Origin of the sequence: Synechococcus sp. MIT S9503 (assembly GCF_047304175.1) — a bacterium.
In the GTDB taxonomy this organism is placed as follows: domain Bacteria; phylum Cyanobacteriota; class Cyanobacteriia; order PCC-6307; family Cyanobiaceae; genus Synechococcus_C.
In genome coordinates, this window is record NZ_CP138955.1 from 2,439,862 (window position 1) to 2,464,302 (window position 24,441).

The 24,441-nt window shown below is 60.5% G+C and carries 28 protein-coding genes and 1 tRNA gene; 12 read left to right on the forward strand and 17 right to left on the reverse strand.

Annotated features, from left to right (window positions below):
• Both ntcA and rph read right to left on the reverse strand, forming a co-directional pair.
• Positions 1 to 735, reverse strand: a complete 735-nt coding sequence (gene ntcA, locus SIB56_RS13095) for a global nitrogen regulator NtcA (protein WP_413327416.1) — start codon at positions 733 to 735, stop codon at positions 1 to 3.
• A gap of 75 nt (positions 736 to 810) precedes the next feature.
• A complete protein-coding gene (gene rph, locus SIB56_RS13100; protein WP_413324342.1) occupies positions 811 to 1,536 on the reverse strand; it encodes a ribonuclease PH in 726 nt (241 codons plus the stop codon).
• A 144-nt stretch (positions 1,537 to 1,680) separates the two neighbouring features.
• Between rph and SIB56_RS13105 the strand changes: the two genes are divergently transcribed.
• Both SIB56_RS13105 and dcd read left to right on the forward strand, forming a co-directional pair.
• Positions 1,681 to 2,289, forward strand: coding sequence for a cob(I)yrinic acid a,c-diamide adenosyltransferase (locus SIB56_RS13105; RefSeq protein ID WP_413324343.1), 609 nt, complete (start codon positions 1,681 to 1,683; stop codon positions 2,287 to 2,289).
• Positions 2,289 to 2,882 (forward strand): dCTP deaminase, encoded by a 594-nt coding sequence (dcd, locus tag SIB56_RS13110; protein ID WP_413324344.1) that lies wholly within the window; start codon positions 2,289 to 2,291, stop codon positions 2,880 to 2,882. Before SIB56_RS13105 ends, dcd begins: the two co-directional genes overlap by 1 nt.
• Before the next feature lie 14 nt (positions 2,883 to 2,896).
• Here the strand turns inward: dcd and thyX are convergent, their stop codons facing one another.
• Positions 2,897 to 3,622 (reverse strand): FAD-dependent thymidylate synthase, encoded by a 726-nt coding sequence (gene thyX / locus SIB56_RS13115; protein ID WP_413324345.1) that lies wholly within the window; start codon positions 3,620 to 3,622, stop codon positions 2,897 to 2,899.
• A 66-nt stretch (positions 3,623 to 3,688) separates the two neighbouring features.
• Positions 3,689 to 4,234 carry a thioredoxin domain-containing protein gene (locus SIB56_RS13120; RefSeq protein ID WP_413324346.1) on the reverse strand — a complete coding sequence of 182 codons (546 nt, stop codon included), beginning with the start codon at positions 4,232 to 4,234 and terminating at the stop codon, positions 3,689 to 3,691.
• A 122-nt stretch (positions 4,235 to 4,356) separates the two neighbouring features.
• On the opposite strand from SIB56_RS13120, the gene SIB56_RS13125 reads away from it, so the two are divergent.
• Positions 4,357 to 4,854 carry a hypothetical protein gene (locus SIB56_RS13125; RefSeq protein ID WP_413324347.1) on the forward strand — a complete coding sequence of 166 codons (498 nt, stop codon included), beginning with the start codon at positions 4,357 to 4,359 and terminating at the stop codon, positions 4,852 to 4,854.
• On the opposite strand, the gene SIB56_RS13130 is transcribed toward SIB56_RS13125, so the two are convergent.
• A complete protein-coding gene (locus SIB56_RS13130) occupies positions 4,828 to 6,897 on the reverse strand; it encodes a transglycosylase SLT domain-containing protein (RefSeq protein WP_413324348.1) in 2,070 nt (689 codons plus the stop codon). The genes SIB56_RS13125 and SIB56_RS13130 overlap by 27 nt on opposite strands.
• 25 nt (positions 6,898 to 6,922) lie before the next feature.
• Here SIB56_RS13130 and SIB56_RS13135 point away from each other — a divergent pair, with 25 nt between their 5' ends.
• Both SIB56_RS13135 and glmM read left to right on the forward strand, forming a co-directional pair.
• Positions 6,923 to 7,126 (forward strand): hypothetical protein, encoded by a 204-nt coding sequence (locus tag SIB56_RS13135; protein WP_413324349.1) that lies wholly within the window; start codon positions 6,923 to 6,925, stop codon positions 7,124 to 7,126.
• An 86-nt stretch (positions 7,127 to 7,212) separates the two neighbouring features.
• Positions 7,213 to 8,601 carry a phosphoglucosamine mutase gene (gene glmM / locus SIB56_RS13140; RefSeq protein ID WP_413324350.1) on the forward strand — a complete coding sequence of 463 codons (1,389 nt, stop codon included), beginning with the start codon at positions 7,213 to 7,215 and terminating at the stop codon, positions 8,599 to 8,601.
• Here the strand turns inward: glmM and SIB56_RS13145 are convergent.
• The 4 genes from SIB56_RS13145 to SIB56_RS13160 all read right to left on the reverse strand — a co-directional run bounded on the left by SIB56_RS13145 (position 8,588) and on the right by SIB56_RS13160 (position 12,871).
• Positions 8,588 to 9,499 carry a BadF/BadG/BcrA/BcrD ATPase family protein gene (locus SIB56_RS13145; RefSeq protein ID WP_413324351.1) on the reverse strand — a complete coding sequence of 304 codons (912 nt, stop codon included), beginning with the start codon at positions 9,497 to 9,499 and terminating at the stop codon, positions 8,588 to 8,590. The genes glmM and SIB56_RS13145 overlap by 14 nt on opposite strands.
• A 68-nt stretch (positions 9,500 to 9,567) precedes the next feature.
• Entirely contained in the window at positions 9,568 to 10,860 is a 1,293-nt protein-coding gene (locus SIB56_RS13150) for an IctB family putative bicarbonate transporter (RefSeq protein ID WP_413324352.1), read from the reverse strand.
• Positions 10,860 to 11,567: a tRNA (guanosine(46)-N7)-methyltransferase TrmB gene (trmB, locus tag SIB56_RS13155; RefSeq protein ID WP_413324353.1), complete on the reverse strand. Its 708-nt coding sequence runs from the start codon at positions 11,565 to 11,567 to the stop codon at positions 10,860 to 10,862. The genes SIB56_RS13150 and trmB overlap by 1 nt, the downstream gene beginning before the upstream one ends.
• On the reverse strand, positions 11,567 to 12,871 hold the full coding sequence (locus tag SIB56_RS13160; RefSeq protein WP_413324354.1) for an FIST N-terminal domain-containing protein: 1,305 nt from the start codon (positions 12,869 to 12,871) through the stop codon (positions 11,567 to 11,569). The genes trmB and SIB56_RS13160 overlap by 1 nt, the downstream gene beginning before the upstream one ends.
• Positions 12,872 to 12,941: 70 nt before the next feature.
• On the opposite strand from SIB56_RS13160, the gene SIB56_RS13165 reads away from it, so the two are divergent.
• Both SIB56_RS13165 and SIB56_RS13170 read left to right on the forward strand, forming a co-directional pair.
• Positions 12,942 to 13,553, forward strand: coding sequence for a DUF3177 family protein (locus tag SIB56_RS13165; protein WP_413324355.1), 612 nt, complete (start codon positions 12,942 to 12,944; stop codon positions 13,551 to 13,553).
• A gap of 2 nt (positions 13,554 to 13,555) precedes the next feature.
• Entirely contained in the window at positions 13,556 to 13,849 is a 294-nt protein-coding gene (locus SIB56_RS13170; RefSeq protein WP_413324356.1) for a hypothetical protein, read from the forward strand.
• On the opposite strand, the gene ileS is transcribed toward SIB56_RS13170, so the two are convergent.
• Together ileS and SIB56_RS13180 are read right to left on the reverse strand one after the other, a co-directional pair.
• Positions 13,834 to 16,758, reverse strand: coding sequence for an isoleucine--tRNA ligase (ileS, locus tag SIB56_RS13175; protein WP_413324357.1), 2,925 nt, complete (start codon positions 16,756 to 16,758; stop codon positions 13,834 to 13,836). The genes SIB56_RS13170 and ileS overlap by 16 nt on opposite strands.
• 22 nt (positions 16,759 to 16,780) lie before the next feature.
• Positions 16,781 to 17,317: a Ycf66 family protein gene (locus SIB56_RS13180; RefSeq protein ID WP_413324358.1), complete on the reverse strand. Its 537-nt coding sequence runs from the start codon at positions 17,315 to 17,317 to the stop codon at positions 16,781 to 16,783.
• Between the two features lie 54 nt (positions 17,318 to 17,371).
• Between SIB56_RS13180 and SIB56_RS13185 the strand changes: the two genes are divergently transcribed.
• Positions 17,372 to 17,453, forward strand: a tRNA-Leu gene (locus SIB56_RS13185).
• A 54-nt stretch (positions 17,454 to 17,507) separates the two neighbouring features.
• Entirely contained in the window at positions 17,508 to 18,536 is a 1,029-nt protein-coding gene (gene crtR, locus SIB56_RS13190) for a beta-carotene hydroxylase (protein ID WP_413324359.1), read from the forward strand.
• On the opposite strand, the gene gatC is transcribed toward crtR, so the two are convergent.
• The 4 genes from gatC to SIB56_RS13210 are packed head-to-tail and all read right to left on the reverse strand — an operon-like array spanning position 18,537 to position 20,584.
• Positions 18,537 to 18,830: an Asp-tRNA(Asn)/Glu-tRNA(Gln) amidotransferase subunit GatC gene (gene gatC / locus SIB56_RS13195; protein WP_413324360.1), complete on the reverse strand. Its 294-nt coding sequence runs from the start codon at positions 18,828 to 18,830 to the stop codon at positions 18,537 to 18,539.
• A complete protein-coding gene (locus SIB56_RS13200; protein WP_413324361.1) occupies positions 18,827 to 19,615 on the reverse strand; it encodes a creatininase family protein in 789 nt (262 codons plus the stop codon). The genes gatC and SIB56_RS13200 overlap by 4 nt, the downstream gene beginning before the upstream one ends.
• A gap of 44 nt (positions 19,616 to 19,659) precedes the next feature.
• Positions 19,660 to 19,803: a hypothetical protein gene (locus tag SIB56_RS13205; protein ID WP_413324362.1), complete on the reverse strand. Its 144-nt coding sequence runs from the start codon at positions 19,801 to 19,803 to the stop codon at positions 19,660 to 19,662.
• Positions 19,804 to 19,807: 4 nt separating this feature from the next.
• Positions 19,808 to 20,584, reverse strand: coding sequence for a queuosine precursor transporter (locus SIB56_RS13210; protein ID WP_413324363.1), 777 nt, complete (start codon positions 20,582 to 20,584; stop codon positions 19,808 to 19,810).
• A 15-nt stretch (positions 20,585 to 20,599) separates the two neighbouring features.
• On the opposite strand from SIB56_RS13210, the gene SIB56_RS13215 reads away from it, so the two are divergent.
• The 3 genes from SIB56_RS13215 to SIB56_RS13225 are packed head-to-tail and all read left to right on the forward strand — an operon-like array spanning position 20,600 to position 22,490.
• Positions 20,600 to 20,749, forward strand: coding sequence for a hypothetical protein (locus SIB56_RS13215; RefSeq protein ID WP_413324364.1), 150 nt, complete (start codon positions 20,600 to 20,602; stop codon positions 20,747 to 20,749).
• A gap of 22 nt (positions 20,750 to 20,771) precedes the next feature.
• Positions 20,772 to 21,407: a DNA-3-methyladenine glycosylase gene (locus tag SIB56_RS13220; protein WP_413324365.1), complete on the forward strand. Its 636-nt coding sequence runs from the start codon at positions 20,772 to 20,774 to the stop codon at positions 21,405 to 21,407.
• 42 nt (positions 21,408 to 21,449) lie between these two features.
• On the forward strand, positions 21,450 to 22,490 hold the full coding sequence (locus SIB56_RS13225; protein WP_413324366.1) for an aspartate carbamoyltransferase catalytic subunit: 1,041 nt from the start codon (positions 21,450 to 21,452) through the stop codon (positions 22,488 to 22,490).
• Here the strand turns inward: SIB56_RS13225 and SIB56_RS13230 are convergent.
• Both SIB56_RS13230 and SIB56_RS13235 read right to left on the reverse strand, forming a co-directional pair.
• Entirely contained in the window at positions 22,439 to 23,944 is a 1,506-nt protein-coding gene (locus SIB56_RS13230) for an NAD(P)/FAD-dependent oxidoreductase (RefSeq protein WP_413324367.1), read from the reverse strand. The genes SIB56_RS13225 and SIB56_RS13230 overlap by 52 nt on opposite strands.
• A 78-nt stretch (positions 23,945 to 24,022) precedes the next feature.
• Entirely contained in the window at positions 24,023 to 24,364 is a 342-nt protein-coding gene (locus SIB56_RS13235; protein ID WP_413324368.1) for a DUF565 domain-containing protein, read from the reverse strand.
• Positions 24,365 to 24,441: the final 77 nt, after the last annotated feature.

Genomic DNA, 24,441 nt, shown 5'->3' on the forward strand with positions numbered 1-24,441 from the left:
CTAACTAAAGCGTTTGGCCAGTGCAATCGGATCCAGAACGGTGATCTTCTTGCGGTCGATTTCCACCAGACCAGAGTTGCGCAGATCACCCAGCAGCCGCGTGATCGTCACGCGTGTGGATCCGATCGCTTCGGCAATGGCCTGATGAGAGAGACGCAGATCGATAGTGATGCCCTGGGAGCCGGGCATGCCGAAATCTCTGCACAGAACGAGCAGAAAACTCACAAGCCGGGATGACATATCGCGGTGAGTGAGGGTTTCAATCATGGTTTCGGTCTGCAGAATCCGGCTGGAAAGACCCTGAAGCAGAAGCAATCCCACGCTGGTATCCGCTTCGATTGCTTGCCGCACCGAGCTGGCCGGAGCCGTCACCATTTCGACTCTCGTGAATGCCACCGAGTGATAGAAGCGATCGGAGCGATGCCCGGTGAGCAGTGAAAGAACCCCGAACAAGCTGTTCTCTCTGAGCAGAGCCACCGTGATCTCCTCGCCTGACTCATAAACCCGAGAAAGACGCACAGCCCCCCGCCGGATCAGGTATACGCGTTCGGCTGGGTCGCCAGGGAAAAAGATCGTTTTGTTGCGTTCGACCATTTCCGTGCTGGCACCTTCCAGGTCACGGATCACCTCCAGCAGGGTGCGGCTGGAGGGGTTGGGTGCATTGGTCAGGCTTGTCTCCGCTGATCGCCCGGGCTGGGGAGCAGTCCGACTGAAGCCGCGCATCACTTCGGCCATGACCAACGCATCAATGCGGGGAAGCTAAGGAGCGATGAGCGCTCACCCTGTAGCAACGAACACGGTTCTTTCGGCTCAGTTTCCATGCAGTGCATCCAGCTGTGCAGCCATCAGTTGCCGTAGCCCTGGTTCGGCAAGGTCCAGCAGACTGTTCAGCTGCTGACGGCTGAATGGCGCTCCTTCCGCGGTGCCCTGAAGTTCCAGCAGATCGCCGGCATTGTTCATCACCACATTCAGGTCCACATCGGCCCGACTGTCTTCGCTGTAGTCGAGATCGAGCAAGGGATGTCCCTCGATCAGTCCTACAGAGACTGCCGCTACCTGGTTGATCACGGGATTGGTGCGGACGCGGCCCTGAGCAAGCAGCCGTTCGCCGGCTTTTGCGAGTGCAAGCCAGGAGCCGGTGATGGCTGCGGTTCTGGTTCCTGCATCGGCCTGGATCACATCGCAGTCGATGAGAAGGGTGTTTTCCCCAAGTGATTTCATGTCGACGGCGGCACGCAGGCTGCGGCCGATCAGTCGCTGGATCTCCTGGGTGCGTCCTGACAGTTTCATCAGTTCCCTCCGCTGACGATCAGGGGTGGATCCCGGCAGCAGACGGTATTCGGCGCTCAGCCAACCGTGACCCTGATCGCGTCGCCAACGCGGCACACCATCTTCCTGGCAGACGCTGCAGAGCACGGTGGTGCGCCCGGTGCGCACGATCACCGAACTCAGAGCGAAGCCCATGGGATCCCAGTCGATCGAGAAGTGGCGAAGGTCGTGGGGTTGGCGGCCGTCGTTGCGCTGGGTCTCGCTCATGGGGAAACGGGTCGGAATGACGAGCCTGCCAGTTGACGCAGAGACACCATGGATGGTGTCAAAGGGATTGTGATTTGCACTTTCGCCGCTAGATTCAAAGCCTGCTGGGTCGGTTCGATACCAGCCAAAACGAACCCGATCGAGATGACAGCAAGCCTGAGCCCAAGCCATCGATCCCGCCAGCAGAGCACTGCAGACCATCGGTCTCTGAATCGTGCCGGCTTGCATTCCCTGCCCTCGCTCGAACCTCAGCAACCCCTGCATCTTGTGGTGCCGGAGGGGCAGTTGCAGGTGCATACCGCTCCCTATCGCGGAAGTTTCGGCACGGTGCTCAGTCAGGCTCTGCGTGCGGCCGGGCTTGGCAGCCGTGTTGCCGTGATGCAGTTTCTCAAGGGTGGTGTTGCCCAGGGGCCTGAGGCTGCGATCACACTCTGCGATCGCATGGTCTGGATGAGGCCTGCGGTGATGGGATGTCTTTCAGAACCTGCAGGTCCATCGGAATCCCCAACAGTGATCGCTGTGCAGGAGGTCTGGAAGGTCTGCAGACGCCACCTTGCTAGTGCTGATCTCGATCAACTGGTCTTGGATGAACTTGGGCTGGCCATCGCGCTTGGTTACCTCGACGAGGCTGAAGTCCGTGACAGTCTGGATGCCCGCCCCGGTTCCATGGATGTGATCATCACAGGACCGTCGATACCCGAATCAGTGATGGGTCTGGCGGATCAAGTGACGGAACTGCGCAGGGGTTTCTGATGCTCAAGAACGACCGCTGGATCACAGAACAGGCCGCAGCGGGCATGCTTGATCCCTTCCAGAAAGGCCTTGTTCGCCATCTTGATCCTGACCAGAAGCAGGCACCTGTTCTCAGCTTCGGATGCTCTTCATATGGCTACGACCTGCGTCTGTCTCCCCAGGAATTTCTGATCTTCAAGCATGTGCCTGGAACCGTGATGAACCCCAAGCGGTTCAATCCCGGCAATCTGGAACCCACAGAGCTTCACCATGATGAGGATGGTGACTACTTCATCCTTCCGGCCCATTCCTATGGCCTGGGAGTTGCGCTCGAAAAGATGAAGGTGCCTGCAAACATCACGGTGATCTGTCTCGGCAAGAGCACCTACGCCCGGCTGGGAATCATCGTGAACACGACTCCCGCTGAAGCCAGCTGGGAAGGCCATCTCACACTTGAATTCAGCAACAGCTCAGGAGCTGACTGCCGGATCTATGCCAACGAGGGCATCTGTCAGCTGCTGTTCTTTGAGGGTGATCCCTGTGACACCACCTACAGCGACCGGCAGGGAAAGTACCAGCATCAACCCGAGAGGGTGACATTGGCCAAGGTTTAGGAATCACTTGTTGATCAGGGCGCTAGCCGCGCCTTGTGCAGACGGTTTTTCTCGTACCAGGCGGCGAATTCCGGTGCCCAGTTCTGTAGGTGGGGCCACATCAGGTCGCAGAGCTCTCTGATCTCCTGCTGCGCATCGAGTTTGGAACGCAGATCAAGGAAGTGAAGAAAGGCCCTCAGGCTGAAACTGACGACAAAGTGCTGTCGGTAGTCAAAGGGCAGGATCCCTCGGGCGTGTTCCTCGGAAAACCCGTCGTTCAGCAGATCGCGATAGCGCTCTGCGGCCTGTTTGCAGAGACCGAGGTCCGTTGTGCGCTGTTCATCGGAATAGGTGTATTTCTTGCCCAGTCGATCGCGGTACTCGCCCACCGGTCGCAGGTAGAACACCTCCTCAAGATCGAGTTCTCCATCGGCAGCCCGACAGATGCGTTCGCCCGTGTAGCGCATTGATTGCACATCGAAACTCACCCCAACTCGGTGTGTCCGTGCCTGCTGCATCACGGAGTGTGGGAACCAGCCCACGTTCAGCACGATCTGGGCATGTTCCAGAGGTCCGTAATGGCCTTTCATGCCGCCCAGTAAGCGTTTAATGCAGATTTCCCCTGCTCTTGTTTCATTCGGCCACTGCTCACGTTCCGTCACCACGAACCCCTCGCTGTAGTCCTGGTGCATGCCGGCGTACACACTCTGCTGGGGATTGGGTGTCGCGGCGATCAGTTCGACCCGGAAGCGGGAATCCATGGGGTTTTGAGTTTCTGGTACGGAATGTCGGTCGATCATCGCCTCTTGGGCCAGGATCGAGCGGATTTATGAATGGCTTCGCGGACCGGTGGACTCCGCCGAGGCGCTTTCAGGCAGAGGGCTTGTGTCACCGACCCCAGCCAGAGCAGGAAGAGGACTGTCGCTCATCAGTGCGTTCGCGATGGAATCCAGCTCGTTCTCACTGCGACCTCCGAGTGAGCGACCACGCATTGTGCCGTCCGCGGAGAACAGGTTTAGCTGGGGGATTCCAGTGACCTCATAACGATCCGTCAGGTCAAGCCAGCGTGGATTGTCGATGTTGACCAGAACCACGTCCAGGTCGCCGCTGTGTCGTTGTTCAACCTCCAGCATGGCCGGAGCCATTTCGCGGCACACCTCGCACCAGTCGGCGTAGAACTCAAGGATCGTTGGCCGGCCGTTGCTGAGTGCCACCTCAGGCGTCAGCGAGCGTCTGGCGAGCTGATCCAGGGGCGATTCGATCGACCCGCCGTTGCGCACAAGAAAAAGGGTGACAGCAAGGGCCAGAGCTGAGATCAGCAGAAGCATTTTCTGCAGTGTGCTGAGGCTGGAGCTTGGGGCGCTGTCGGTCATCGCGCACTGACAACAATGAGTTCCACTCTGACAGGACAAACCGCTTGCTGTTGCTAGCGTCTGACCGCAGATGGCGGCACCTTTGATCGACGTTGGTCCGCCTCGAATCTGCTTCCGAGCCGATGCCCGTCCTGCGTTTCCTGCTGTTACCGCTTCGGGCTCCCCTGGTGATCGTTCTGTTCGTGGTGTCGATGTTTCTCGGCCATCACTGGGCGATCCAGGAGACCTGGCTTGCCGAGGCTCATTCGATTTCGGTGAAGACCTTCTGGGCTCTTGAGTTGATTCAGGCTGTGGTGGTGGTGGTGATCTGCACCATGCCCGACCTGCTGCTACGCCAGCTCTCGCTGCTGATGGCCTCGAGTCGTGTGCTCAGCCTGGTGGTCACCCTCACGTTGCTGATCACCGTGGGTTTGTACGTGCTCAGTCTCAGCCTCTTGTCGGATGTATTGATTCTCGGCTCGGCCACTCTGCTGGCAAGGCTTGATCTAAGCCGGATCAAAGTGGTGCCCCCTCCGCAGCTGACGGCGTTCTGGCTTGGAGTGATCGTGATCGCAGGCATCTGGATCGGCCATGGTCTGCCCAGTTCAGCGACCTCACTCGGTGCAGCGATCAGTGGCTGAGTCGTTGTTGAGATAAGCCCAGAGATTGCCCAGCACTTTCTTGGTGTAAAGCCGAGTTTCCGGGTAAGGGATGCGTTCCACCCACAGCTCAGGGTCCTGTTCGAGTTCAGCAGTCACCCAGGTGGCTGCGGCGCCAGGCCCTGCGTTGTAGCTGGCCACCGTCAGCCAAGGATTGCTCTGCCAGCGGTTCAGAAGACCTGCCAGATAGCGGGCTCCAAGAATTGAATTGCGAACCGGCTCACGCAGGTCATCGGCACTGAGCTTCTCGCCTGCCATCTCGTCGGCAGTGGCTGGCATCAGCTGCAACAGACCCACGGCTCCCACCGGTGAAGCCACACCGGGGGAGAACCGCGATTCCTGACGGGCGATGGCCTGAAGCAACTCCAGTCGCACGTTCTCCTGCTTTGAAGCTTCCTGAAACACAGGCAGCAGTGGTTGAGGATGCAGGCTGCTGTGCAGCAGATGGCGGTTGTTGCAGGTGGGTGAGACCAGTCGCAGACTTGCTTTCCACAGCCGGCTGAGTCCGTTCCAGTAATCATCCATCCCCAGCCGCAGTCTCCCTTCCGCCACGAGCCTCTGTGGTGATTGGGATGTTGTCCCTGCCTCACTGCGCCAGGTCTCCCAGGCTTCCTGATTTAGACCAAGTCGCCAGAGCTCATCGATCAACAGGTTTCCGCTCTCGAGTGGGCTCCATGTCTGAGCTGACTGCAGCCTGTCGGTCTCCGCGACAGCAGTCATCCTGTCCCCTGAGAGAACCGGCAAGTCGCCCCCCCCCAGCCTGACCTGGGCTCTCCAGGTGTAGTAGCCGGGTGGCTGCTCATGCGACAGCCTTTGCCAGATCCTGTTTGCCTCTTCGCTGCCACCGAGCTTGTCAATACTCATTCCCAGCCAGAATTGCTGGCGCGCTCGCAGTGGGTCAGGCAGCTGTGCGGCTGGGATGGCCTTCAGCCATGACCGCGCCAGTTCCCACTGATCCTTGAGGAGGGCTTCACGAGCCAGGTCCCATTGAAGTTGCCAGCTGGCCGGATGGTCTGGCCAGCGTTCCAGAACCATCAGCCCTCCTTCGCCACCGGCCAGTCGGACCAGGGCTGCTGCCACGTCCGCCGAACCTTGCTTGAGAAAGTCGGGCAAGGCGTCAATCAGTGCCTGTCTTGGACGCAGGGGCTCACTCAGCAGCGCTGCAGATTCCAGAGCCTCCAAGCTCTCAGGATGATCCTGGGTCAACTTCAGCAGCATCGCTTCTCCACGTTGCTGCTGCTCTCTGTCACCTCGCAGCAGCGCGCGTCCAATGGCCAGTGCAGGCTGCGGTGTCAGAGGTGTTCCCTGCAGGCAGAGTTGAGCTGATCGGCCATCACCGAGTTCGGCCAGTGCCGACGCCAGCTGCAGCCGTTGCTGATGCTGCAGCCCTTCCCCCGTGATCGCACTGCAGGCCTCACGCAGCAAACGGTCTGCCCCTGGCCAGCTGGCTCCCCATCGGGCCAGATGCAGGGCGCTTGACTGAACCCGAGCCTGATCGGCATCCGCCGGCAGTTCGGCAGCGGCTGCAAGTGCCGCTGGATGAGCAGGTTGAAGTCTGAGCAGCTCGTCCCTCAGCTGTGGTTGACGGTTAGCGAGGTGGTAACGGGCATCAGCACTGGCCACTGAGGTGGGAAAACGCCGCAGTAGAGCCTTCCAGCGGGCTCTCTCCTCCTGACTGCGTCCCACCGCTTTGGCCGCCAGTGCCTGTTGCTTGAGAGCGACGGCGGCCAGTGGAGCTGGCCCCCAGCCCTGTCCTCTGAGCAGATGCCTGCGCCTCTGGGGGGACTCTCTGCTGCGGCTGCTCAGCATCAGCGCCGCTTCACGCCGCTCCTGTGGGTTCACTGACCAGCGGTACTGCCGCCAGAGCTGCATATCGCTCAGCTCTGGCGTGATCGGAATGTGCTGATGACGCAGCAGTGAACGGCCGCCCAGGATGGCCAGAATGCTCAGCAGCGTGGTGCCGCCCAGAAGCAGCGGTCCTCGGATTTCTCGAGCGTTCAAGCCATGGCTGGAAACTGCTGGCATTCTGTGCCCAGCAAGATCGAAGTGGATGGCTGCGCAGCGTCGGCAACCGCGGCCCGGTCAGCGACAGCGCTTGCGCTGGACTGTGGCGTCCGCCGCAGCCATTCTGATCTGGGGCTTCCGCTGGCTCTGGCCAATGCAGTGGCTGCCGGGATGGGTGGTGTTTTTTGTGGTGCTGTGGGCTCTGCTGGAACTGGCAGCTGTTCTGATTGCCCCACGGCGATGGCGCTGATCGGCATCGTGCGGCTGTGGCCCTGTCACTGATGCGGCGATCACGTGTCTCAGGGCTCTTATGGTTCAGTCCACAAATGAGACCTCATGGCCTCTTCCGCCGTTCATCCGCTCGGTTCCTTGCAGTCTCCCGAGGTCAGTTTCGGGACAGATGGTCTGCGCGGCCGTGTCGGTTCGGCGATCACTCCCGCGCTGGCACTGCAGGTGGGCTTCTGGTGTGGACGTGTTCTGTCCCAAGGAGGTCCCGTTCTGATCGGGATGGACTCCCGCAGCAGCGGTTCGATGGTGGTGGCTGCTCTGACCGCAGGTCTTGCCGCTGCAGGCCGTGAGGTCTGGACGCTCGGTCTCTGTCCAACTCCTGCGGTTCCTGGGCTGATCCGTCGCTTCCAGGCTTCGGGTGGGTTGATGGTTTCGGCAAGTCACAACCCACCCGAAGACAACGGCATCAAGGTCTTCGGTGCCGATGGCAGCAAGCTGGGCACTGAGTTGCAACGCCGTATTGAATCGGGCCTGCGTGGAGAGTCGTTGGCTGCCGAGGCGATTGGGGCCTGCGGCGCAGCCAGCCACCGCCCGGACCTGCTGGATCATTACCGCGAGAGTCTGCTCAGCAGTGTTCAGCATCAACGGCTTGATGGTGTGCCGATCGTGCTCGATCTCTGCTGGGGATCAGCAACCGCCTGCGGTGCAGAGGTTTTTCGTTCACTCGGGGCCGATCTCACGGTGCTGCACGGAGTCGCTGACGGTGAGCGAATCAACGTGGGCTGTGGTTCCACCCATCTCGCACCGCTGCGCGAGGCGGTGATTGAACGTGGAGCGGCGATGGGCTTCGCTTTTGACGGTGATGCCGATCGCATGCTCGCTGTGGACGGTCGTGGCCGCGTTGTTGACGGCGACCATGTGCTGTATCTCTGGGGATCCGTTCTGCAGGACAGTGGTGCTCTGCCCGATCAGCGCCTTGTCGCCACGGTGATGTCCAACCTCGGGTTCGAGCGTGCCTGGCAGGCCAGAGGCGGACAACTGGAGCGCACTCCCGTGGGAGACCAGCACGTTCACGCTGCAATGGTGAGCAGTGGTGCTGCCCTTGGGGGTGAACAGTCAGGTCACATTCTGTCTTCCGCGCATGGCCTCGCCGGCGACGGCGTTCTCACTGCACTTCAGCTCGCGACGCTTTGCCATGGCCAGCAGATGACCCTGGCGGACTGGCTGGATCGCAGTTTCCAGGCCTATCCCCAGAAACTCGTGAATGTCCGAGTGACGGATCTTGAGCGCCGCAAGGGGTGGGCCAAGTGCACTCCTCTGCGCGATCTGGTTGATGAAGCGGAGCGCTCGATGGCCGGTGAGGGCCGGGTGCTGGTGCGTGCCAGCGGAACAGAGCCACTGCTGAGGGTGATGGTGGAAGCGTCGCAAACGGATGAGGTGGAACTCTGGACCGGACGCCTGGCTGAAGTGGCCGATCGACATCTCAACGTGGCCTGAGACCGGAACGGTCCAGGGCGCAGGCAAGAGCACCATCACAGGCATCTCCGCTGGCTGAGTGCCAGCGGCTGCCTGGCAGCAGGTCAATAACCGTGGCCTGCACCAGTTGATGAAACACCGGCAGGTGCTCCAGGGCTCCCCCTCGAGCACTCAGGGATGGAGTGTTCAGATCAAGTTCCTTCGCGGTTGCCGCCGTGGCCTCAGCAAGGGCCGCGGCCGATCGATTCAGGATGGTCAGCGCAGCGGCATCCCCTGCAGCAGCAGCCTTGTCCACCAGCGGCGCCAGTTTCGCCTGATCGGCAATCCCATGGCCAGGGCTGACTACAAGGGCTTTGAGATCGGCGGCGCTTTGACAGCCGAGCGCATTCCACAGCCATTGGCGCAGGGGCCCATCAGCAGCACGGCCATCGGCCATCTTCACGCTCAGCTGAAGCGCCTGCTGGCCGATGTCAAACGCAGATCCCGCGCCATCCAGGCGCCAGCCCCAGCCACCGCAGCGGTGCTCGCGACCGTTGGCGTCTCGTCCCACCACGATCATTCCCGTGCCGCTGATCAGCACGATGCCCGCCTGATCCGGAAAGGCTCCCCGCAGGGCGGTGCGTTCGTCACCGGTTGCCAAACAACGATCTTCCGGCAGCTCCAGTTCTGCAGCCAGAAGTGCACCCCCTCGCGTCTGAAGACGGCTCCCAGCCTCAATACCGCTGGCACCGATTGCTGCAGCTTTGATCGCCGCAGTTTCGCTGCTTGCCTGTCTGAATCTCCGCTGCCAGTCGAGTCGCGCGTTGTTGAGGCTGGAGCGGATCGCGGATCGGAAGCGCTCTTCGCCGTCTGCGGCATCGAGATGGCTGACCCCAGGGCCATCGCCATCGCCGAGTCGCTGCAGCTGACCGTCCCTCAAGACACTCAGCCTGCAACGACAGCGGGTCTGTCCGGCATCAAAACCAGCGAGGAGGGATGCTTCTTGATTCACAGGTTCCGGCGCATCTGGCTCAGTGTCGCCAGGCAGAACCAGCCGCTGATCTGCACTTCAGGGCGGAAGAAGATCGTGTCCGCCGCACCTTGCATCAGCAGTCCGGCGATCGCCGCCAGGCAGCCCAGACAGGGAAGAGCAAGATCCGACTCTGCAGTCAGTGCCCGCCAGCCATTGCGCATGCTGGCCACCCCAAGACCCAGGCAGGCGAGCAGGCCAGGGGCGCCAGTTTCCACGAGGATTTCAAGGGGGACTGAGTAGGCGCTGAGGGCGTTGAACTTCGGTTGCTGGTAGAGGGGATAAACACTGTTGAAGGCTGCATTCCCTGGTCCGATGCCAAGCCAGGGGCGGTCCTGGATCATGTCGATCGCCGCCAGCCAGACATTGATGCGGAAATTGTTGGAACTGTCGCCTCGCCCTGCCAGCAGACTGGCAACTCTGGTGCGGATCGGTTCCACCTGCGTGGCCGCAATGGCAAGAACCAAGCCAGCAACAGCCAGCAGGGCGAATGGAAGAAGCCTCCTCCAGAACGCTGGCCAGTGGCGGATGTAGCGCAGCAGCAGCAGCAGCAGCAGTGCACCGAGCGAGGCCACTATCCCCAGCCAGCCTCCGCGGCTGTAGCTGAACAGCGTTGCGGCACAGCCAAGTGCCAGAGCAGCTGCGGCATACAGCCTGGATCCCCAGCCGCGCCATCGGATCATCGCCACCATGGCGATGGGCAGAATCGGAACGAGATAGCCGGCCAGGAGATTGGGGTTGCCCAGTGGCCCGTAAATGCGGATGGTTCCCTCCGCCACCGAGTTGGGATCGGCCCAGCGAGCCAGTTCCTCCGTGGGGGCGTAAAGCTGACGCAGGGCCAGCACAGTACTCAGCAGAGATCCTCCCAGCAGAGCCGCGACCAGTCGATCCCACCATTCAGGTCTGACCTCCAGCAGCTGGCGCATCAGTGCATAGACGCCGAGGTAGCTGATCAGTTTCAAGAGTCCTTTGGCGGCGGCGCTGGGGACCGGTGAAACACCTGTGGCCAGTACCGCCACAGCCAGGAACAGCAGCAGCCAGCCACTGATGGCTCCGATGCGGGCGGGCGTCCGGGTGAGCGACCAGAGCAGCCAGAGCGCTCCACAGGCCAGCACGATCAGGCCCAGTCCAGCGCGGGTGAGTACCGGAAGGCCGACCATCAGCAGGATGAGCACGATGCCCGCCAGGTTGCTCAGGCGCTTCTGCTGTGCCTCAGAACTTGGCAGAAGCCCTTGCCAGCGCAGCAACCAGGGGACTGCAGCCTCAGCCATCAGTGATTGACAGAAACGTCAGCGGGATTATCGACCCGTTGCCAGGCGATCTCCAGTTCTTCTCGCTGCGGCAGAGGCTGAGTGTTGCGGCGGTAAAGCACCCTGTAGGCCTTCAGGCCCTGTTCATGCACATAGCGCTCGCGTTCCGTCGGCACCGGCAGCGGGTTGTCAGCCCGCCAGGGGCGTGCGTCCACGGCGGGGCGATCGAAACATCCGCTCAGTTCCACCAGGGTCACCATCGGCTCCACCACCTCAAGCACATCGCTCTGCAGGAACAACTCCCGTCCTGGAAGCAGTGCAGAGGCGATCGCCAGCAGCAGCGATGGCTGCAGCACCCGGCGTTTGCGGTGGCGACGCTTGAACCAGGGATCCGGGAACTGGATGCTCACCAGCTGCAACTGATCATCCGGTAACTCCGCCATCCAACCCTCCAGGCTGATGTTGGCGTTGCAGAACAGGTAGTGAAGATTGCTCAGAGCGAGCCGGTCTCGTTCACGCTGAGCTGCCAGCACCAGCGGACGCCTGATCTCTACACCCAGATGATTCCAGTCGGGTTTCAGCGCTGCAAGTTCAAGCAGACAGACGCCACGGGCACAGCCGATGTCGAGATGGATGGGGCGATTGGCTGCATCGAACAACTGATCGGGAGCAGGCAGCTCCAGAGGCAGCTGGAAGAACCGGCTCAGGGGATTGACGTGCTGCCGCATCAGGACTGGGTCGCACCCGCGGGCGGATCACAGCGCAACAGACCCCAGCAGGCAGTGTAGCCGTGAAGATGCGTCGCGCCTCCAAGGGGGCCGATCTCGCCGTTACAGAAGCCTCCTGCCACTGGAAGCTGGGGAAAGACATCGCGAGCGATGCTCACATCGCCGTCGGGACCGCCGAACAATCCGCTGCCCCTTCCCAGACAGGCGAAGAGCAACCCCATCAGCGGCGTCTCATCGCCGTATTGATCGCTGTGGGCCTGCAGCAGCTGGCGGGCTTCCAGCCGGGAAGCCTGTGCTTCTCGCAGCTGGAACTGCACGTTCTGGCCGGCACGAACGCGGTCGGCCACGGCAACCGCACCGTTGCGCGGGTCGACACCGATCAGATTGCGCACCAGAAAGGCCCTTTCCGGTTGATTCGCGGATCCATCGCTCTGATTCAGCCCAGCCAACATGGCATCGGCGATCAGTTCCTCTCGTTCCACACCCAGAAACAGTGAGTGCTGAACGAGTTCCCTGTCCTCGGCACTGAGATCGGCAAGCACACGCTGCAGGCAGGCCACAGGGCTGGCTCTGCGATCGCCGTCACTCAGTTCAAGCAGAACGTTGCGTTGCGCCTGTTCGATCGCAAACACCGGCCCAATGGGGCGGCATCCCTGGGCGACCATAGGGTCAAGGCTCCAGGTGCCGCCGATGCTGAGTCCAATCGCGCCTCCCACCACCTGCTCCTCATGGAGCAGAGAGCCGTGATCCCCATTGTGTGGAACGGCGATGCCTCCCACCTTGGCAATCCCGGGGTAGCCGTAATCGAGTCCACTGACTAGATCATTCACGGCGTTGCAGCCTGGGTCGAGCATGAGCAGCATCGAACGGCTCTGGGCAGGGGTCACCCCCACCCAGTCCTGCCAGTTCTGGGCGGGTCCATCGAGGTCGGGCAGCTGTGTGCAGTCCAGCCTGAAGCTGCTGAGTTCAGCTCCTGGAAGATTGAGCAGGCTGACGCTGATGGCTGCCGTGCGTTCCACTTCATGGGCCTCGCCGGAGGGCGTCGTTCCCACGACACCACCGCCGAGGCATCCCAGCCAGTGTCTTGCATTCAGTCGCTTCTGCAGCAGCGGCAGCAGGCGGGTCAGATCGCTCGCGAAGTGACTCGAGACAAACACCAGCGCAAGGTCCGCTTCAGCTGGGCCCAAAGCAACGGTGACTTCCCGCGCAGCTTCTTCCAGAGAAGGCTTGCTGGAGAGTGCATGTCGACATCGGGCCTGCTGCCCGCGGCTCCGGAGCCAGTCGAGGGGATTGAACGGAACCATGAACTGGACCTTACCAATCCTGTGGTCCTGCTGGATCACCGTGATAATGGCCCTCTGACGTGCCTGGACCGTGTCCGATTTCACAACACGCACCCTGGTGTGGCTGACTTATCGCCTGGGGGCGACCATCGCTCTCGGCATCCCTCTGGTGCTGCTGATCTGGTCAGGGCTGCGACGAGACCCTGCGCTGGTCCGCTTGCTGGGGATCTACTGGAAAGTGGCCAGTTTGCTGGCCATCAGCGTGCTGTTGCTCACTGATCAAAGACCGATCGGATACCTCACGGCATTTCTGGCACCTCTGCTGATGGCTGCATCACTTTGGTTCTGGGTGGATCTCAATGAGGAACTGGCCGACAGTCCTCCAGGCCGTGCACTGCCGATCACGGTGCGGATCTGGAGATGGGCTCTCACGCTGTTCGCCCTATTCGCTGCAGTCATGTCAGGTTCGGCACTGGGTTGCACCCGTCAGGTTGGAACTGATGCCTGCCGGGTCTGGCTGGAAGCGCCTCAGGGGCTTCATCGCGTTGCTGAACGGCTGTTTGATTTCGTCTTCGGCGGTGAGTGGACGATGGCTGTGGCCGCATTCATTGGTTACGTGGCACTGGTTGCCTATGCGGTCGGTTTGCTGCAGTGGGCTCTGGTTCGTCTGCCCAAGCAGGGAAGGGTCGCAGGGGATTTCTGATCATGGAGTCAATCGCCCTGGTTCAGGAGCTTGAAGAGCGCACACGTCTGAACCCTGATCGGGTGGTGAGGTTGCACGGATTTGTGCTGGATGAGCCATTTGAACTGTTGATCTTTCGTGGATTCAGCAGCAGCACAACGCATCCAACAGCCTTTGATCCTGATGCTTCGGTGCTTCCTGAGGACACGCGTCTGGAGTGGGCTGAACTTCTTCAGGGCCCACTGGATCCCGCCGGCGAAACACGTCTTGCCGGCCCTCTGAATCCGCAAGACCTGCTGACTCAGGCCAATTGGTGATCCCGACGCTCCAGAACACTGCAGCAACGGCCGCAGAGTGCCGGATGCTGGGTGTGCTGTCCGACGTCAGCTTCATAGTGCCAGCAGCGCTCGCACTTGAATCCACGTGCCCTGCTCACTTCGATTACTGCCGTTTCGCCTGTCTGGTTGGCCAGGAGCTCGGCCCAGGGCTCTCCACCTAGTTGCAGCTGGGAGACCAGCAGCCAGTCGCGCAGGCCATCCGCTTCGGCGTCGCCGTTTTCGTTCAACCAGTTGATCGCCGACTGCAGCTCGGCGTTGTGGGTCTCGATTCTGACGGCGGCCTCCAGCGATGCCCCGAGCTCCTGCTGGCTCCGGCATTCCTCAAGAACTCTGTTCACCGCTGCACGCAGCTCTCGCAGCCGCTGAATCGGTTCACTGAGGCTCGGATCGCGCCAGTCAGCTGGCACGGTTGGCCAGCCGCGCTCAAAAATGGATGTCTCCTCAACCTCGTAAGGGAGGTTCTGCCAGATGTCTTCGGCCATGTGGCAGAGCACCGGAGCGATCAGACCAGCCAGGCGTTCGATGATCATCGACATCACGGTCTGACAGCTTCGCCGTCGCCGGTCGGCGGGAGCGCTGACGTAGAGCCTGTCCTTGGCGATGTCGAGATAAAAGTTCGACAGATCGGTCACGCAGAAGTTCTGCAGCAACTGGAAGAAACGGAAGAACTCATAGCTCTCGAAAGCCTCCGTGATCTCATCCATCACCTCCGCAGTGCGCTGCAGCATCCAGCGATCAAGCAACGGCAGCTCCGCCACAGGAACGGCGTCGCAGGTCGGGTTGAAGTCGTGAAGGTTGCCCAGCAGATAGCGGCTGGTGTTGCGCACCTTGCGGTAGACATCGGCGAGCTGGCGCAGGATGCCGGCACCGATCGGCACATCAGCGGAGTAATCAACCGAGCTCACCCAGAGGCGCAGCACATCAGCGCCGTAGGCAGGTTCCTGCTTCTGGTTCTTGCCACCCTCGATGATCACCATCGGGTCGACAACGTTGCCCAGTGATTTGCTCATCTTGCGACCTTTCTCATCCAGGGCGAAACCGTGAGTGAGCACTCGCCGGTAGGGGGCGCCGCCGTTGACGGCAACGGATGTGAGCAGGGAGCTTTGGAACCAGCCTCGATGCTGGTCCGAACCTTCGAGGTAGAGATCGGCGGGGTAGCTGAGGGTCTCCCTGAGGCTGGAAACCGCAGCCCAGCTTGAGCCGGAGTCGAACCACACATCCATCGTGTCGGTGCCCTTGCGCCACTGATCAGCCTGGTCGGCGTAGGAGGGAGGCAGCAGGTCTGCCTCCTCCTTCTCCCACCACACATCAGCACCGTGTTCGCTGATCAAGGCTTCGATGTGAGCCAGGGTGTCGGCGTTCAGAAGGACGTCGCCTCCACTGCGGTTGTAGAAAACTGGAATCGGCACACCCCAGGTGCGCTGACGCGAGATGCACCAGTCACCGCGCTCTTTCACCATCGCTTCGATGCGGTTCCGCCCAGAAGCGGGAGTCCACTCGACCTGATCAATCGCATCGAGGGCCTGCTGGCGGAAGCCATCCACGGAGGCGAACCACTGTTCAGTTGCACGGAAGATCGTGGGTTTTTTTGTGCGCCAGTCATAGGGGTAGCGGTGACCGTAGGCCTCCTGCTTGAGCAGAGCTCCCGCCGTTTCAAGAGCATTGATGATTACCTGGTTGGCGTCCTTCAGGACGTTGAGGCCCGCAAATGGGCCTGCTTCCACCGTGAGCGTTCCTGCTTCATCGACAGGACACAGAACAGGCAGGCCGTTTTTCTGCCCTGTGTGAAAGTCGTCAACACCATGACCAGGAGCGGTATGCACCAGGCCAGTGCCTGATTCCGTGGTGATGTAGTCGCCACCGATCACCACGGGACTGGTGCGGTCCAGCAGAGGATGGCGGTATGTCAGTCCGGCGAGCTGTGCTCCCTTGACCGTGGCTTTGCAGACGAGTGGTCGTTCGAGCGTTGCGGAGAGGGAGTCGACAAGGTCTGCTGCAACCAGCAGCAGTCGTCCGTCGCCGTCGTCGGCCATGGCGTAGTCGAGCCGTTCATTGACCGAGACAGCCAGGTTGGCTGGAAGCGTCCAGGGTGTGGTGGTCCAGATCGCCACCCACAGAGCGTTGCCGAGTGCTTCGGCATCGCTCGGCAAGGTGATGCCCTCGGTCTTGAGGGCCTCGCGCAAAGCTGCGGGCAGTTCCACCGCCGGAAAGGCGACATACACGCTGGGGCTGGTATGTCCATCGGGGTATTCAAGTTCCGCCTCAGCCAGGGCTGTCCGCGAGCTGGGGCTCCAGTGCACGGGTTTGAGGCCCCGGTAGATGTGTCCTTTCAGGACCATCTCACCGAACACTCTGATCTGGGCTGCTTCGTAGTCCTTCTGAAGGGTGAGGTAGGGATGTTGCCAGTCAGCCCAGATGCCCCAGCGCTGGAAGCCTTTCATCTGGGAGTCAACCTGTTTGCGGGCGTAGGTGGCCGCCTTCTTGCGCAGCTTGATCGGGGTGAGAGCCTGGCGCTGCTCCTGATCCATCGACTGCAGCACCTTCAGCTCGATCGGCAGTCCATGGCAGTCCCAGCCGGGCACATAGCGCACCTTGCGACCCCGCAGGACCTGATATTTGTTGATCACGTCCTTGAGGACCTTGTTCAGGGCATGGCCCATGTGCAGTGGTCCGTTGGCATAGGGCGGACCGTCATGCAGGGTGAAGGTCGGACCGCTGTTCTGCAGGCCGAGCTTCAGGTCGATCCCTTTCTCGGCCCAGAACGCCTGCAGCTCTGGTTCCCGCTTCACGGCATTGGCGCGCATGCCGAAACCGGTCTGCAGCAGGTTGAGCGTGTCCTTGTAGGAGGGACGTCCTTCGGCGTTGGCGTCGCGCGTCTCCTTGCTCACGTTGGGGCAGCTGCAGACGGAATTATCCGTCTTCGCTGGCCGACTTGGCCGCTGCTGGCTCCCGCGACGTCTCCAGTTCGGGTGAAAGAGCCTTGTCTGATCTGTTGTTCGGCTCGGTTTGATCCGGACGAATCCAGCGTTTGCCGCTGCGGTTGCTGCCTTCCTCGCGGTTTGCTGCAGCCGGCTCTGGTTTGAGGCTGCCAACAGCAGCATTGATGTTGCTCAGCAGAGTGTTGATCGAGTTTCCGAGCTGCTGCAAGCTTGTTGACCAGCGTTCCCTTGACCGGAGTCTTTGCTGTTCCTCCTGGCTGAGACGCTGCCAGCGTGACTGCGCCACTTCAGAGCCCAGGCGACTGATCAGCAGAGCGCTGCAGATGACGGCGAGCATGGGCGCGCCGCGCAGACGGTCACTGCTGGTCACCAGGACTAGACCCAGCAGCAGCACAACACCTCCCCAGATCCCATCCCTGGGCCGGCTCAGTTCAGTGGCCAGCAAGGGCAGGAGCAGTACCGCCAGGCCCAGCAGCAGGCAGAGGTCTCCGGCGAGTGTGGCCAGCATCAGGACGTCCGCGTGTCTGAGTCCATTCTGATTCGCTGCCTAGAGTTGACATCTGCCCATCTGGCGGAATTGGTAGACGCGCTGGTTTTAGGTACCAGTGGCTTCGGTCGTGGGGGTTCAAGTCCCCCGGTGGGCATCCGTTTCCCTAATTTGGTCTCACTTACTGCGGTCAGCCAATCTCCCCCCGCTGATGACACAGGCCCTCGCACAACCAGCAACGCAAGGCGCTGAAACTCGGTTGCGCTCAGTGCCCCGCAGGTTTCTGGCACCTCCTGCAGCGCTGAACCTCACCCTGGCGCTGTTCTTCGGTGGGTATGTGCTGGCTGCTCTCACCATCTGGGGTTGGTTTTCAGCGGGTTGGCCTTTGCCAGTGCTGCTGATCACCGGTTTTTTGGCACTCCATCTTGAAGGCACGGTCATTCATGACGCCTGCCACAAGTCGGCGCATCCAGTCCCGTGGATCAATCAGGCCATGGGCCATGGCTCAGCACTACTGCTCGGCTTCAGCTTTCCCGTGTTCACGCGTGTTCATCTCGAGCATCACGCTCACGTGAATGACCCCTATAACGACCCTGATCACATCGTCAGCACCTTCGGGCCTCTGTGGTTGATCGCGCCGAGATTCTTCTACCACGAATGGTTTTTCTTCCAGCGCAGGTTGTGGAAACGCTGGGAGTTGATGCAGTGGGGACTTGAGCGTGGTGTGTTTCTGATGATCGTGATTGCTGCGGCCAAGTTTCAGTTCCTGCCCTTCATCTTCAATTGCTGGTTCGCTCCCGCCCTGATGGTGGGAGTGACCTTGGGTCTCTTTTTCGATTACCTCCCGCATCGACCCTTCACTTCCCGCAACCGGTGGAAAAACTCAAGGATTTATCCCGGTAGATTGATGAATTGGCTGATCATGGGCCAGAACTATCACCTGATTCATCATCTGTGGCCCTCTATTCCTTGGTTTGATTACAAGCCTGCCTACGAGGCAACCAAAGAACTTCTTGACTCCAAAGGCTCGCCTCAGCGTCTGGGGATTTTTGAAACGCGCCGAGATGGATACAACTTCCTCTACGACATTCTTGTTGGTGTACGCAGCCACAAGCGCCGCAGAGGAAAAATGCGTCGCGTGGCCAGATTCATGCCACTGAGACGATTGAGGAGACTTTGGCTCGGGTTTGTCAATCAGATCGCAATCAAAACTGAACAGCGACGACCTTTGTCCCGCTGATCATTCGGCCAGGATCTTCGGTACCCGGAAGAAATCACCTTCTCTCAAGGGAGCCTGATCCAGAAGTTCCTCACGCACCTTTGTTGGCTCCACTTTGTCCTCACGGGTGGCATTGACTACCTCCACCGCTCGGGTGGTGGGCGGAACCCCTTCAGTGTTCACGCCCTGAAGCTGATCCACGTAATCGAGGATGCGCTCAAGCTGCCCGGTGTAGGTGGTGATTTTCTCCTGAGGCAGATCGAGGCGGGCCAGATTGGCCACCTTGCGGACGTCATCGGCGGTGATCTTGCTCATTCAGCGCTGAGAAAGCTTTCAAGATCCTCGCGCAATGCCCGTGCGGCTGTATTCAACAGCTCCTGGCCATGTTCAGCCTTTGCCATGAAGGGGTCTGATCCCATGCGACCGTCCGGATAGCGGCGGCGGAAGTCCACCGGTCCATGTATCGATCCGCAGGGTGCTGGCTCTGGCAGCGGGCGCTGCTTGCTTACCAGGCTGTTGTGGAGATGCAGGGTGACGGCAATCTCGCTGGGTGTGGCGTGCTGTCCTTCCCGGTTGCCGTAGAGCTCACGGGCGCGCCGCATCACCGGTCCGGCCATGAACCAGTTCGCCAGCCGACAGCGCAGGCGTGGGGCAACCTTCAGACCGCGGCTTGCAGCCGTGCCGTAGGCCTGGGCAAAGGCAGCCTTGGTTGTGGCGATGTTGCCGCCATGGCCATTGACCACAAGGATTCTTTCGAATCCGTGGGTGGCGAGTGAGATCACGAGGTCATGGATCACCGCCAGCAGCGTTGCAGGCTGCAGGCTCATGGTTCCAGCAAAGCCAAGGTGGTGTTCCGCCATGCCGAAGGCCTGAACCGGCGTCACCAGAACGCCGCTCAGTTGACCCAGCTCGAGCGCCACGGCCTCGGCGGTGAGGGCATCAGTGCCGATGGCTCCAGTCGGGCCGTGCTGTTCGGTAGAACCAAGCGGAACGATGATTCCCTTGCACGTCTGCAGGTAGTGGTCAATGTCCGGCCAGGTCTGCAGTGCCAGGCGAATGGCATCTCTGCTGGAGGCCGGGCCGGGGAGGATTGAAGGCATGCCGGACGGGGCTTTGGCTGGATGATCGGTCTTGCGATGAGGAACTAGTGAGCAGTGCCGTTGCCGTCGTACTGATCCGTGTTGTAGTAACCGCCCTGGGTTCCGAAGAACATGGTGGCGGTCACAAACAGACCGCTGCTGAACAACATCACGGTGCCGAGGTTGAAGCCTGATAGTGCTGCATCCATGACGTCAGATACCTTTCTTCAAGCCTGGCAGCGGATCGCTGCTTGTCATCAACTGCATGCTGGGATCGTCATCGCCACCGATCTCGCTGCCGATTTTGGGTATCTCAAGCCACTGCCGCAGTCGACCCGTGATCCAGATGAATGGAAGGGTGTCTGCCAGAGCAGCGAAGGATTTGAACAAATAGCCGCTGGCGATGAACGAGATCAGTTGCGGTGCGACCGGCTCACTGGGCCGTACAGGCAGAACGCCCGATGCGTAATGGCTGATCAGCACCACGGCGCTTGTGTCCACCAGCTGGCTCACCAGTGTTGAGCCGTTGTTGCGCAGCCAGAGTGCTTTGCCGTTGCTCACCTTTTTCCAGAAATGGAACATGCGCACGTCCACGAACTGGGCTGTTAGATAGGCGGCCATGGAGGCGATCACGGATCCGAAGGCCAGGCGTTGGATTTCGAAGAAGGTTGCATCCGGAGCACCTTTCACGCCAGGTAAGACCCCTCCCAGCCAGAGGATCAGAACCACCCAGCCGTTAAGCAGCAGGCCAACCCAGACCAGCTGTGCGGCTTTCTTTTCACCCCATAGTTCACTGATCAGATCAGTGCATAAAAACGTGATCGGGTAGGGCAGGGCACCCACGGCCACAACGATGGGCCAGGAGCCGATGTGCCCCAGTTCGAGGAAACGGGTCAGACCCAGGATGTTGAGCATCCCCAGGGTTCCTAGGAAAAGTCCGGCCAGCACCAGAAAGCAGAACTCTCGCCGTTGCTGCAGGGCTGGATTCATCGTTGACTGTCGCCAATGCTTTCAGGCTGGCAGTTTCTGTTGTTCCGCGCTGTTGGCATTGGCCTTGATGGCTGGCTTGATGGGAGGAAGCTGAGGGAATGGAAAGGTCTTTCGCTGCACGCGTGGCGAGCGTTGATCGTGGTGGCTTGGGCGCGATCAAGATGAAAACGTTGGTAATTCCGCTGTCATGGCCATCGCGCCTAGTCGTGGACAGTTCCAATCTCTCCCTCAATCCTTCTTCTGCCGCCCTGCAGAGGTAGTGGGACCTGACTTGGTGGGCTGCAGGTTGGTGAAACTCCAGGCGGATGGCAGCTTGCTCTGGGGCGTGATTGTGGAGACGGAGGCGTATTCACAGGATGAACCTGCCTGCCACGGCTACCGACGCCGCTCACCGCAGAACGAAACCCTGTTTGGAGAGCCAGGGCGGTTTTATGTGTATGTGAGCTATGGCATCCACCACTGCGTGAATGTGGTGACGGAGCGCCCTGAATGGGCCAATGGCGTGTTGCTGCGTGCTGTGGCATTGCCTGATGAGCCTGAACGGATCGCGGCAGGGCCGGGCCTCTTGGCCCGCCGGTTTGGGATCGATCGCCGTTGTGATGCCCTTTCAGTCTGCGGAGACTGTGATCTCTGGATTGCACCCCGCCCGATCGAGCTGATCCACCCTGCTTTGGTCACCACCACCAGGATCGGGATCAGTCAGGGCGAGGATCTGCCTCTGCGCTGGTATCTGCAGGCCAGTCGCAGTGTCAGCAAACGTGCCCGAGGTGATCGCTCCCCGAGGCCCTCACAAGCTTTCTGCGCTGGTTCGCTGTGCAGCTGAACACTGCGGATCTACGATCCAACCAGGTGAGCTGACGTTCAGTTGAGCACCTGGACACACCGACACATCCTTGATCTCGCGGCCTTTTCCAGGGAAGACTTCGCGACTGTTCTGGAGTTGGCCCATCGGTTCCGGTCGATGCCTGTCACAGGTGCTCGTCGGTTGCCGGCGTTGCAGGGGCGCTTGGTGGCCACCCTCTTCTTCGAGCCCAGCACCCGCACGCGCAGCAGTTTCGAGCTGGCGGCCAAGCGTCTCTCGGCAGATGTCTCCAGTTTTTCGCCTTCCAGCAGTTCGCTCAGCAAGGGGGAGTCACTGCTCGACACCGCACGCACCTACGTGGCGATGGGAGCCGACATGTTGGTGGTGCGCCATCGCTGCACCGGTGTGCCTCGCCAATTGGCTGAAGCTCTAGAGCGCACGGGTGAGCGCACCGTGATCCTCAATGCCGGCGACGGTCTGCACAGTCATCCCAGCCAGGGTCTGCTTGATCTCTACACCCTGGCCCATTATTTCGATGCTGCTAATCCTCTGCCGGAGGCTTTGCACGGACGTCGGATCGTGATCGTGGGAGACATCCTGCATTCACGCGTGGCCCGCTCCAATCTCTGGGCACTGAGTGCCTGTGGTGCAGATGTTGTGCTCTGTGGGCCGCCCAGTTTGCTTCCTGAGGCTTTCGCCGACTTCCTCTCCGAGCCCCCTCCTGGTCAGGATCGAGACCCTGTTGCCAACCGTGGCACTCTGAGCATCTGCCGTGACCTGGATGAGGCCTTGGCAGGAGCCGATGCGGTGATGACACTCCGCCTGCAGAAGGAACGCATGCGGCAGCAGATGCTTACCGATCTGCATCGCTATCACCGCGATTACGGCCTCACGCATGAGCGGCTGGCTCGAGCTGGAGTTTCGATCCCCGTGTTGCACCCCGGCCCTGTGAACAGAGGAATCGAGATGAGTGGAGCCCTGCTCGATGATCTCAGTTCCACGCTGGTGGAGAGTCAGGTGAGCAACGGCATCCCGATCAGGATGGCGTTGCTTTATTTGATGGCAGCGGCGGAATCCTCCGTCGACTCACCTGCCTTAGGTTGAGGCGAAAGACCGGAAACCTGATTGGAGTAGTAGTCCATCGCTGCCCGCAGAGCGGCTCCAGGTTCTGAGATCGATGGGCCTAATCCTGGCGCCATCGGGAATGCTGCATCGGGAGAATCCAGACCCATGTGCTGACTTGGCATGCCCGTCAGCAACATCGATGCTCTGGCCTGAGACACCACCGCAAAAATCCACTTGAGCAGCAGTGAGAAGCGGTTCTCCTCATTGGGCATGAAGGCGAGGTGGGCAGCAGCCCACAACAGCCAGCCAACACCACCCTTGAACTTGAATCCGCGCAAGTCGGCGACGGCGTCGACGCGATCCAGCACCGCCATGCTGCCGAAATCAAACCAGCTGAAAGTCGGACGCGATCCACCGGCGACGATCGCGGCGATGTCCTTGCCCACGAAGCCTCCGGCCTGAGTTGCTGGTCCAGCCATCCCAGGCAGCTGATTGCCGTCTTTGGTGTGCTTGTAGCAGCAGAGGTCGCCCACCACACGGATTTCGGGATGCCCCTTCATTGAGAAGTCCGGCTCAACAACAACGCGACCGGCACGGTCCGTTTCGCAACCAACGGCATCTGCCAGTTGGCGCCCCAGGTGAGAGGGGCGCACACCGGCAGTCCAGATCACTGTCGCTGCCTGCAGACGGCGTTCCCCATCCGGGGTCCCAATGATCACTTCACCGGGTTGCATGCTTTGCACACGTCCCTTGAACAGGAACTCCACGCCCAGAGCCGCCAGGGATTTTTGCGCTGCCTTCGACAGCTCCTCCGGCATTGCTCTGAGCACGCGGTCGCCGGGGTCGACCAGAACAATCCTGGTGTCTTCCAGATTCAGCTGGCGGAACTCCTTGCGCATTGCATTGCGCATCAGTTCGGATGCCGCTCCTGCCATTTCGCATCCTGAAGGTCCGCCTCCCACGATCACCACGGTCTGCAAGAAACGACGTGCCTGAGGATCTGGTGACTGTTCGGCCTGCTCCATGGCCATGAGCAGGCGTCGCCGGATCTCCTCGGCATGCTCGAGGATCTTCATGGGTGGCGCGAAAGTCCGCCACTCTTCATGGCCGAAGAAGGTGCTTCCGGATCCTGTCGCCAGCACCAGGTGGTCATAGCTGTAGGCCTTGCCGCTGAAGATGATCTGCTTGTCTTCCGCCTTGATTTCGGTCACTTCCCCGAGCAGAACCTGCACGTTGCTCTGGCGTCCAACCAGCTGCCTCAGAGGTGTGGCGACATCACCACTGGAGACAAGCCCTGTCGCAACCTGGTAGAGCAGAGGCTGGAACAGATTGAAGTTGCGTTTGTCGATCAGCGTGATGCGCACGTCGGCCTTCGCCAGTGCCTTGCAGGCCCGCACACCAGCGAAACCGCCGCCGACGATGACGACATGTGGAGCGTCACGCAGCCTCTCTTCAGGTGGATCCAGCTCGAGGAAGAAATGCTCTCCAGACATGGATACAACCCTGACACTCTCAAGTCAGCGTATGGATCCTGGATGGATTTGTCCGCGTTCAAAAGAACGTCACCGCGTTCAAAGCAGCTTGAAGCCTTCAAGCAGCAATCCGTACAGCAGTCCGATTCTTGTCATGTCGAGCAACTGGCGGCCGAGGTGAGTACCGCGATCTCCGCCCCAGTTTCTTCTCACCCTCACCATCGTCTCCATCAGTCCCACGCTGAGCATCGCGGCGACGGGATCCATCAGCGAGAGCGCGCCGGACACGGTTGCAATGCCGTTGCCGATCATGAAACTTCCGGTGAGCGCAATCAACAGAAGCGATGAACGTCTCCATGGATTCGTCGCCCACAGATCCAATCTGGAACCGGCATCACCAAGTGAACGTTGAAGGCGTGTTGTCTGTAGACGCACAGTCAACGAAAACACCTCCCGATAAAGGGGCAGGGATAACAACCGATGATCCCCATCACCCGGCCCGAACCCTGCCATTCAAT

Bases quoted from the DNA above. Each gene is read 5' to 3' on its own strand.
- ntcA (WP_413327416.1), bottom strand. From the start codon at position 735: ATGGCCGAAGTGATGCGCGGCTTCAGTCGGACTGCTCCCCAGCCCGGG.
- rph (WP_413324342.1), bottom strand. From the start codon at position 1,536: ATGAGCGAGACCCAGCGCAACGACGGCCGCCAACCCCACGACCTTCGC.
- SIB56_RS13105 (WP_413324343.1), top strand. From the start codon at position 1,681: ATGACAGCAAGCCTGAGCCCAAGCCATCGATCCCGCCAGCAGAGCACT.
- dcd (WP_413324344.1), top strand. From the start codon at position 2,289: ATGCTCAAGAACGACCGCTGGATCACAGAACAGGCCGCAGCGGGCATG.
- thyX (WP_413324345.1), bottom strand. From the start codon at position 3,622: ATGGATTCCCGCTTCCGGGTCGAACTGATCGCCGCGACACCCAATCCC.
- SIB56_RS13120 (WP_413324346.1), bottom strand. From the start codon at position 4,234: ATGACCGACAGCGCCCCAAGCTCCAGCCTCAGCACACTGCAGAAAATG.
- SIB56_RS13125 (WP_413324347.1), top strand. From the start codon at position 4,357: ATGCCCGTCCTGCGTTTCCTGCTGTTACCGCTTCGGGCTCCCCTGGTG.
- SIB56_RS13130 (WP_413324348.1), bottom strand. From the start codon at position 6,897: ATGCCAGCAGTTTCCAGCCATGGCTTGAACGCTCGAGAAATCCGAGGA.
- SIB56_RS13135 (WP_413324349.1), top strand. From the start codon at position 6,923: ATGGCTGCGCAGCGTCGGCAACCGCGGCCCGGTCAGCGACAGCGCTTG.
- glmM (WP_413324350.1), top strand. From the start codon at position 7,213: ATGGCCTCTTCCGCCGTTCATCCGCTCGGTTCCTTGCAGTCTCCCGAG.
- SIB56_RS13150 (WP_413324352.1), bottom strand. From the start codon at position 10,860: ATGGCTGAGGCTGCAGTCCCCTGGTTGCTGCGCTGGCAAGGGCTTCTG.
- trmB (WP_413324353.1), bottom strand. From the start codon at position 11,567: ATGCGGCAGCACGTCAATCCCCTGAGCCGGTTCTTCCAGCTGCCTCTG.
- SIB56_RS13160 (WP_413324354.1), bottom strand. From the start codon at position 12,871: ATGGTTCCGTTCAATCCCCTCGACTGGCTCCGGAGCCGCGGGCAGCAG.
- SIB56_RS13170 (WP_413324356.1), top strand. From the start codon at position 13,556: ATGGAGTCAATCGCCCTGGTTCAGGAGCTTGAAGAGCGCACACGTCTG.
- SIB56_RS13180 (WP_413324358.1), bottom strand. From the start codon at position 17,317: ATGCTGGCCACACTCGCCGGAGACCTCTGCCTGCTGCTGGGCCTGGCG.
- crtR (WP_413324359.1), top strand. From the start codon at position 17,508: ATGACACAGGCCCTCGCACAACCAGCAACGCAAGGCGCTGAAACTCGG.
- gatC (WP_413324360.1), bottom strand. From the start codon at position 18,830: ATGAGCAAGATCACCGCCGATGACGTCCGCAAGGTGGCCAATCTGGCC.
- SIB56_RS13200 (WP_413324361.1), bottom strand. From the start codon at position 19,615: ATGCCTTCAATCCTCCCCGGCCCGGCCTCCAGCAGAGATGCCATTCGC.
- SIB56_RS13205 (WP_413324362.1), bottom strand. From the start codon at position 19,803: ATGGATGCAGCACTATCAGGCTTCAACCTCGGCACCGTGATGTTGTTC.
- SIB56_RS13210 (WP_413324363.1), bottom strand. From the start codon at position 20,584: ATGAATCCAGCCCTGCAGCAACGGCGAGAGTTCTGCTTTCTGGTGCTG.
- SIB56_RS13215 (WP_413324364.1), top strand. From the start codon at position 20,600: ATGCTTTCAGGCTGGCAGTTTCTGTTGTTCCGCGCTGTTGGCATTGGC.
- SIB56_RS13220 (WP_413324365.1), top strand. From the start codon at position 20,772: ATGGCCATCGCGCCTAGTCGTGGACAGTTCCAATCTCTCCCTCAATCC.
- SIB56_RS13230 (WP_413324367.1), bottom strand. From the start codon at position 23,944: ATGTCTGGAGAGCATTTCTTCCTCGAGCTGGATCCACCTGAAGAGAGG.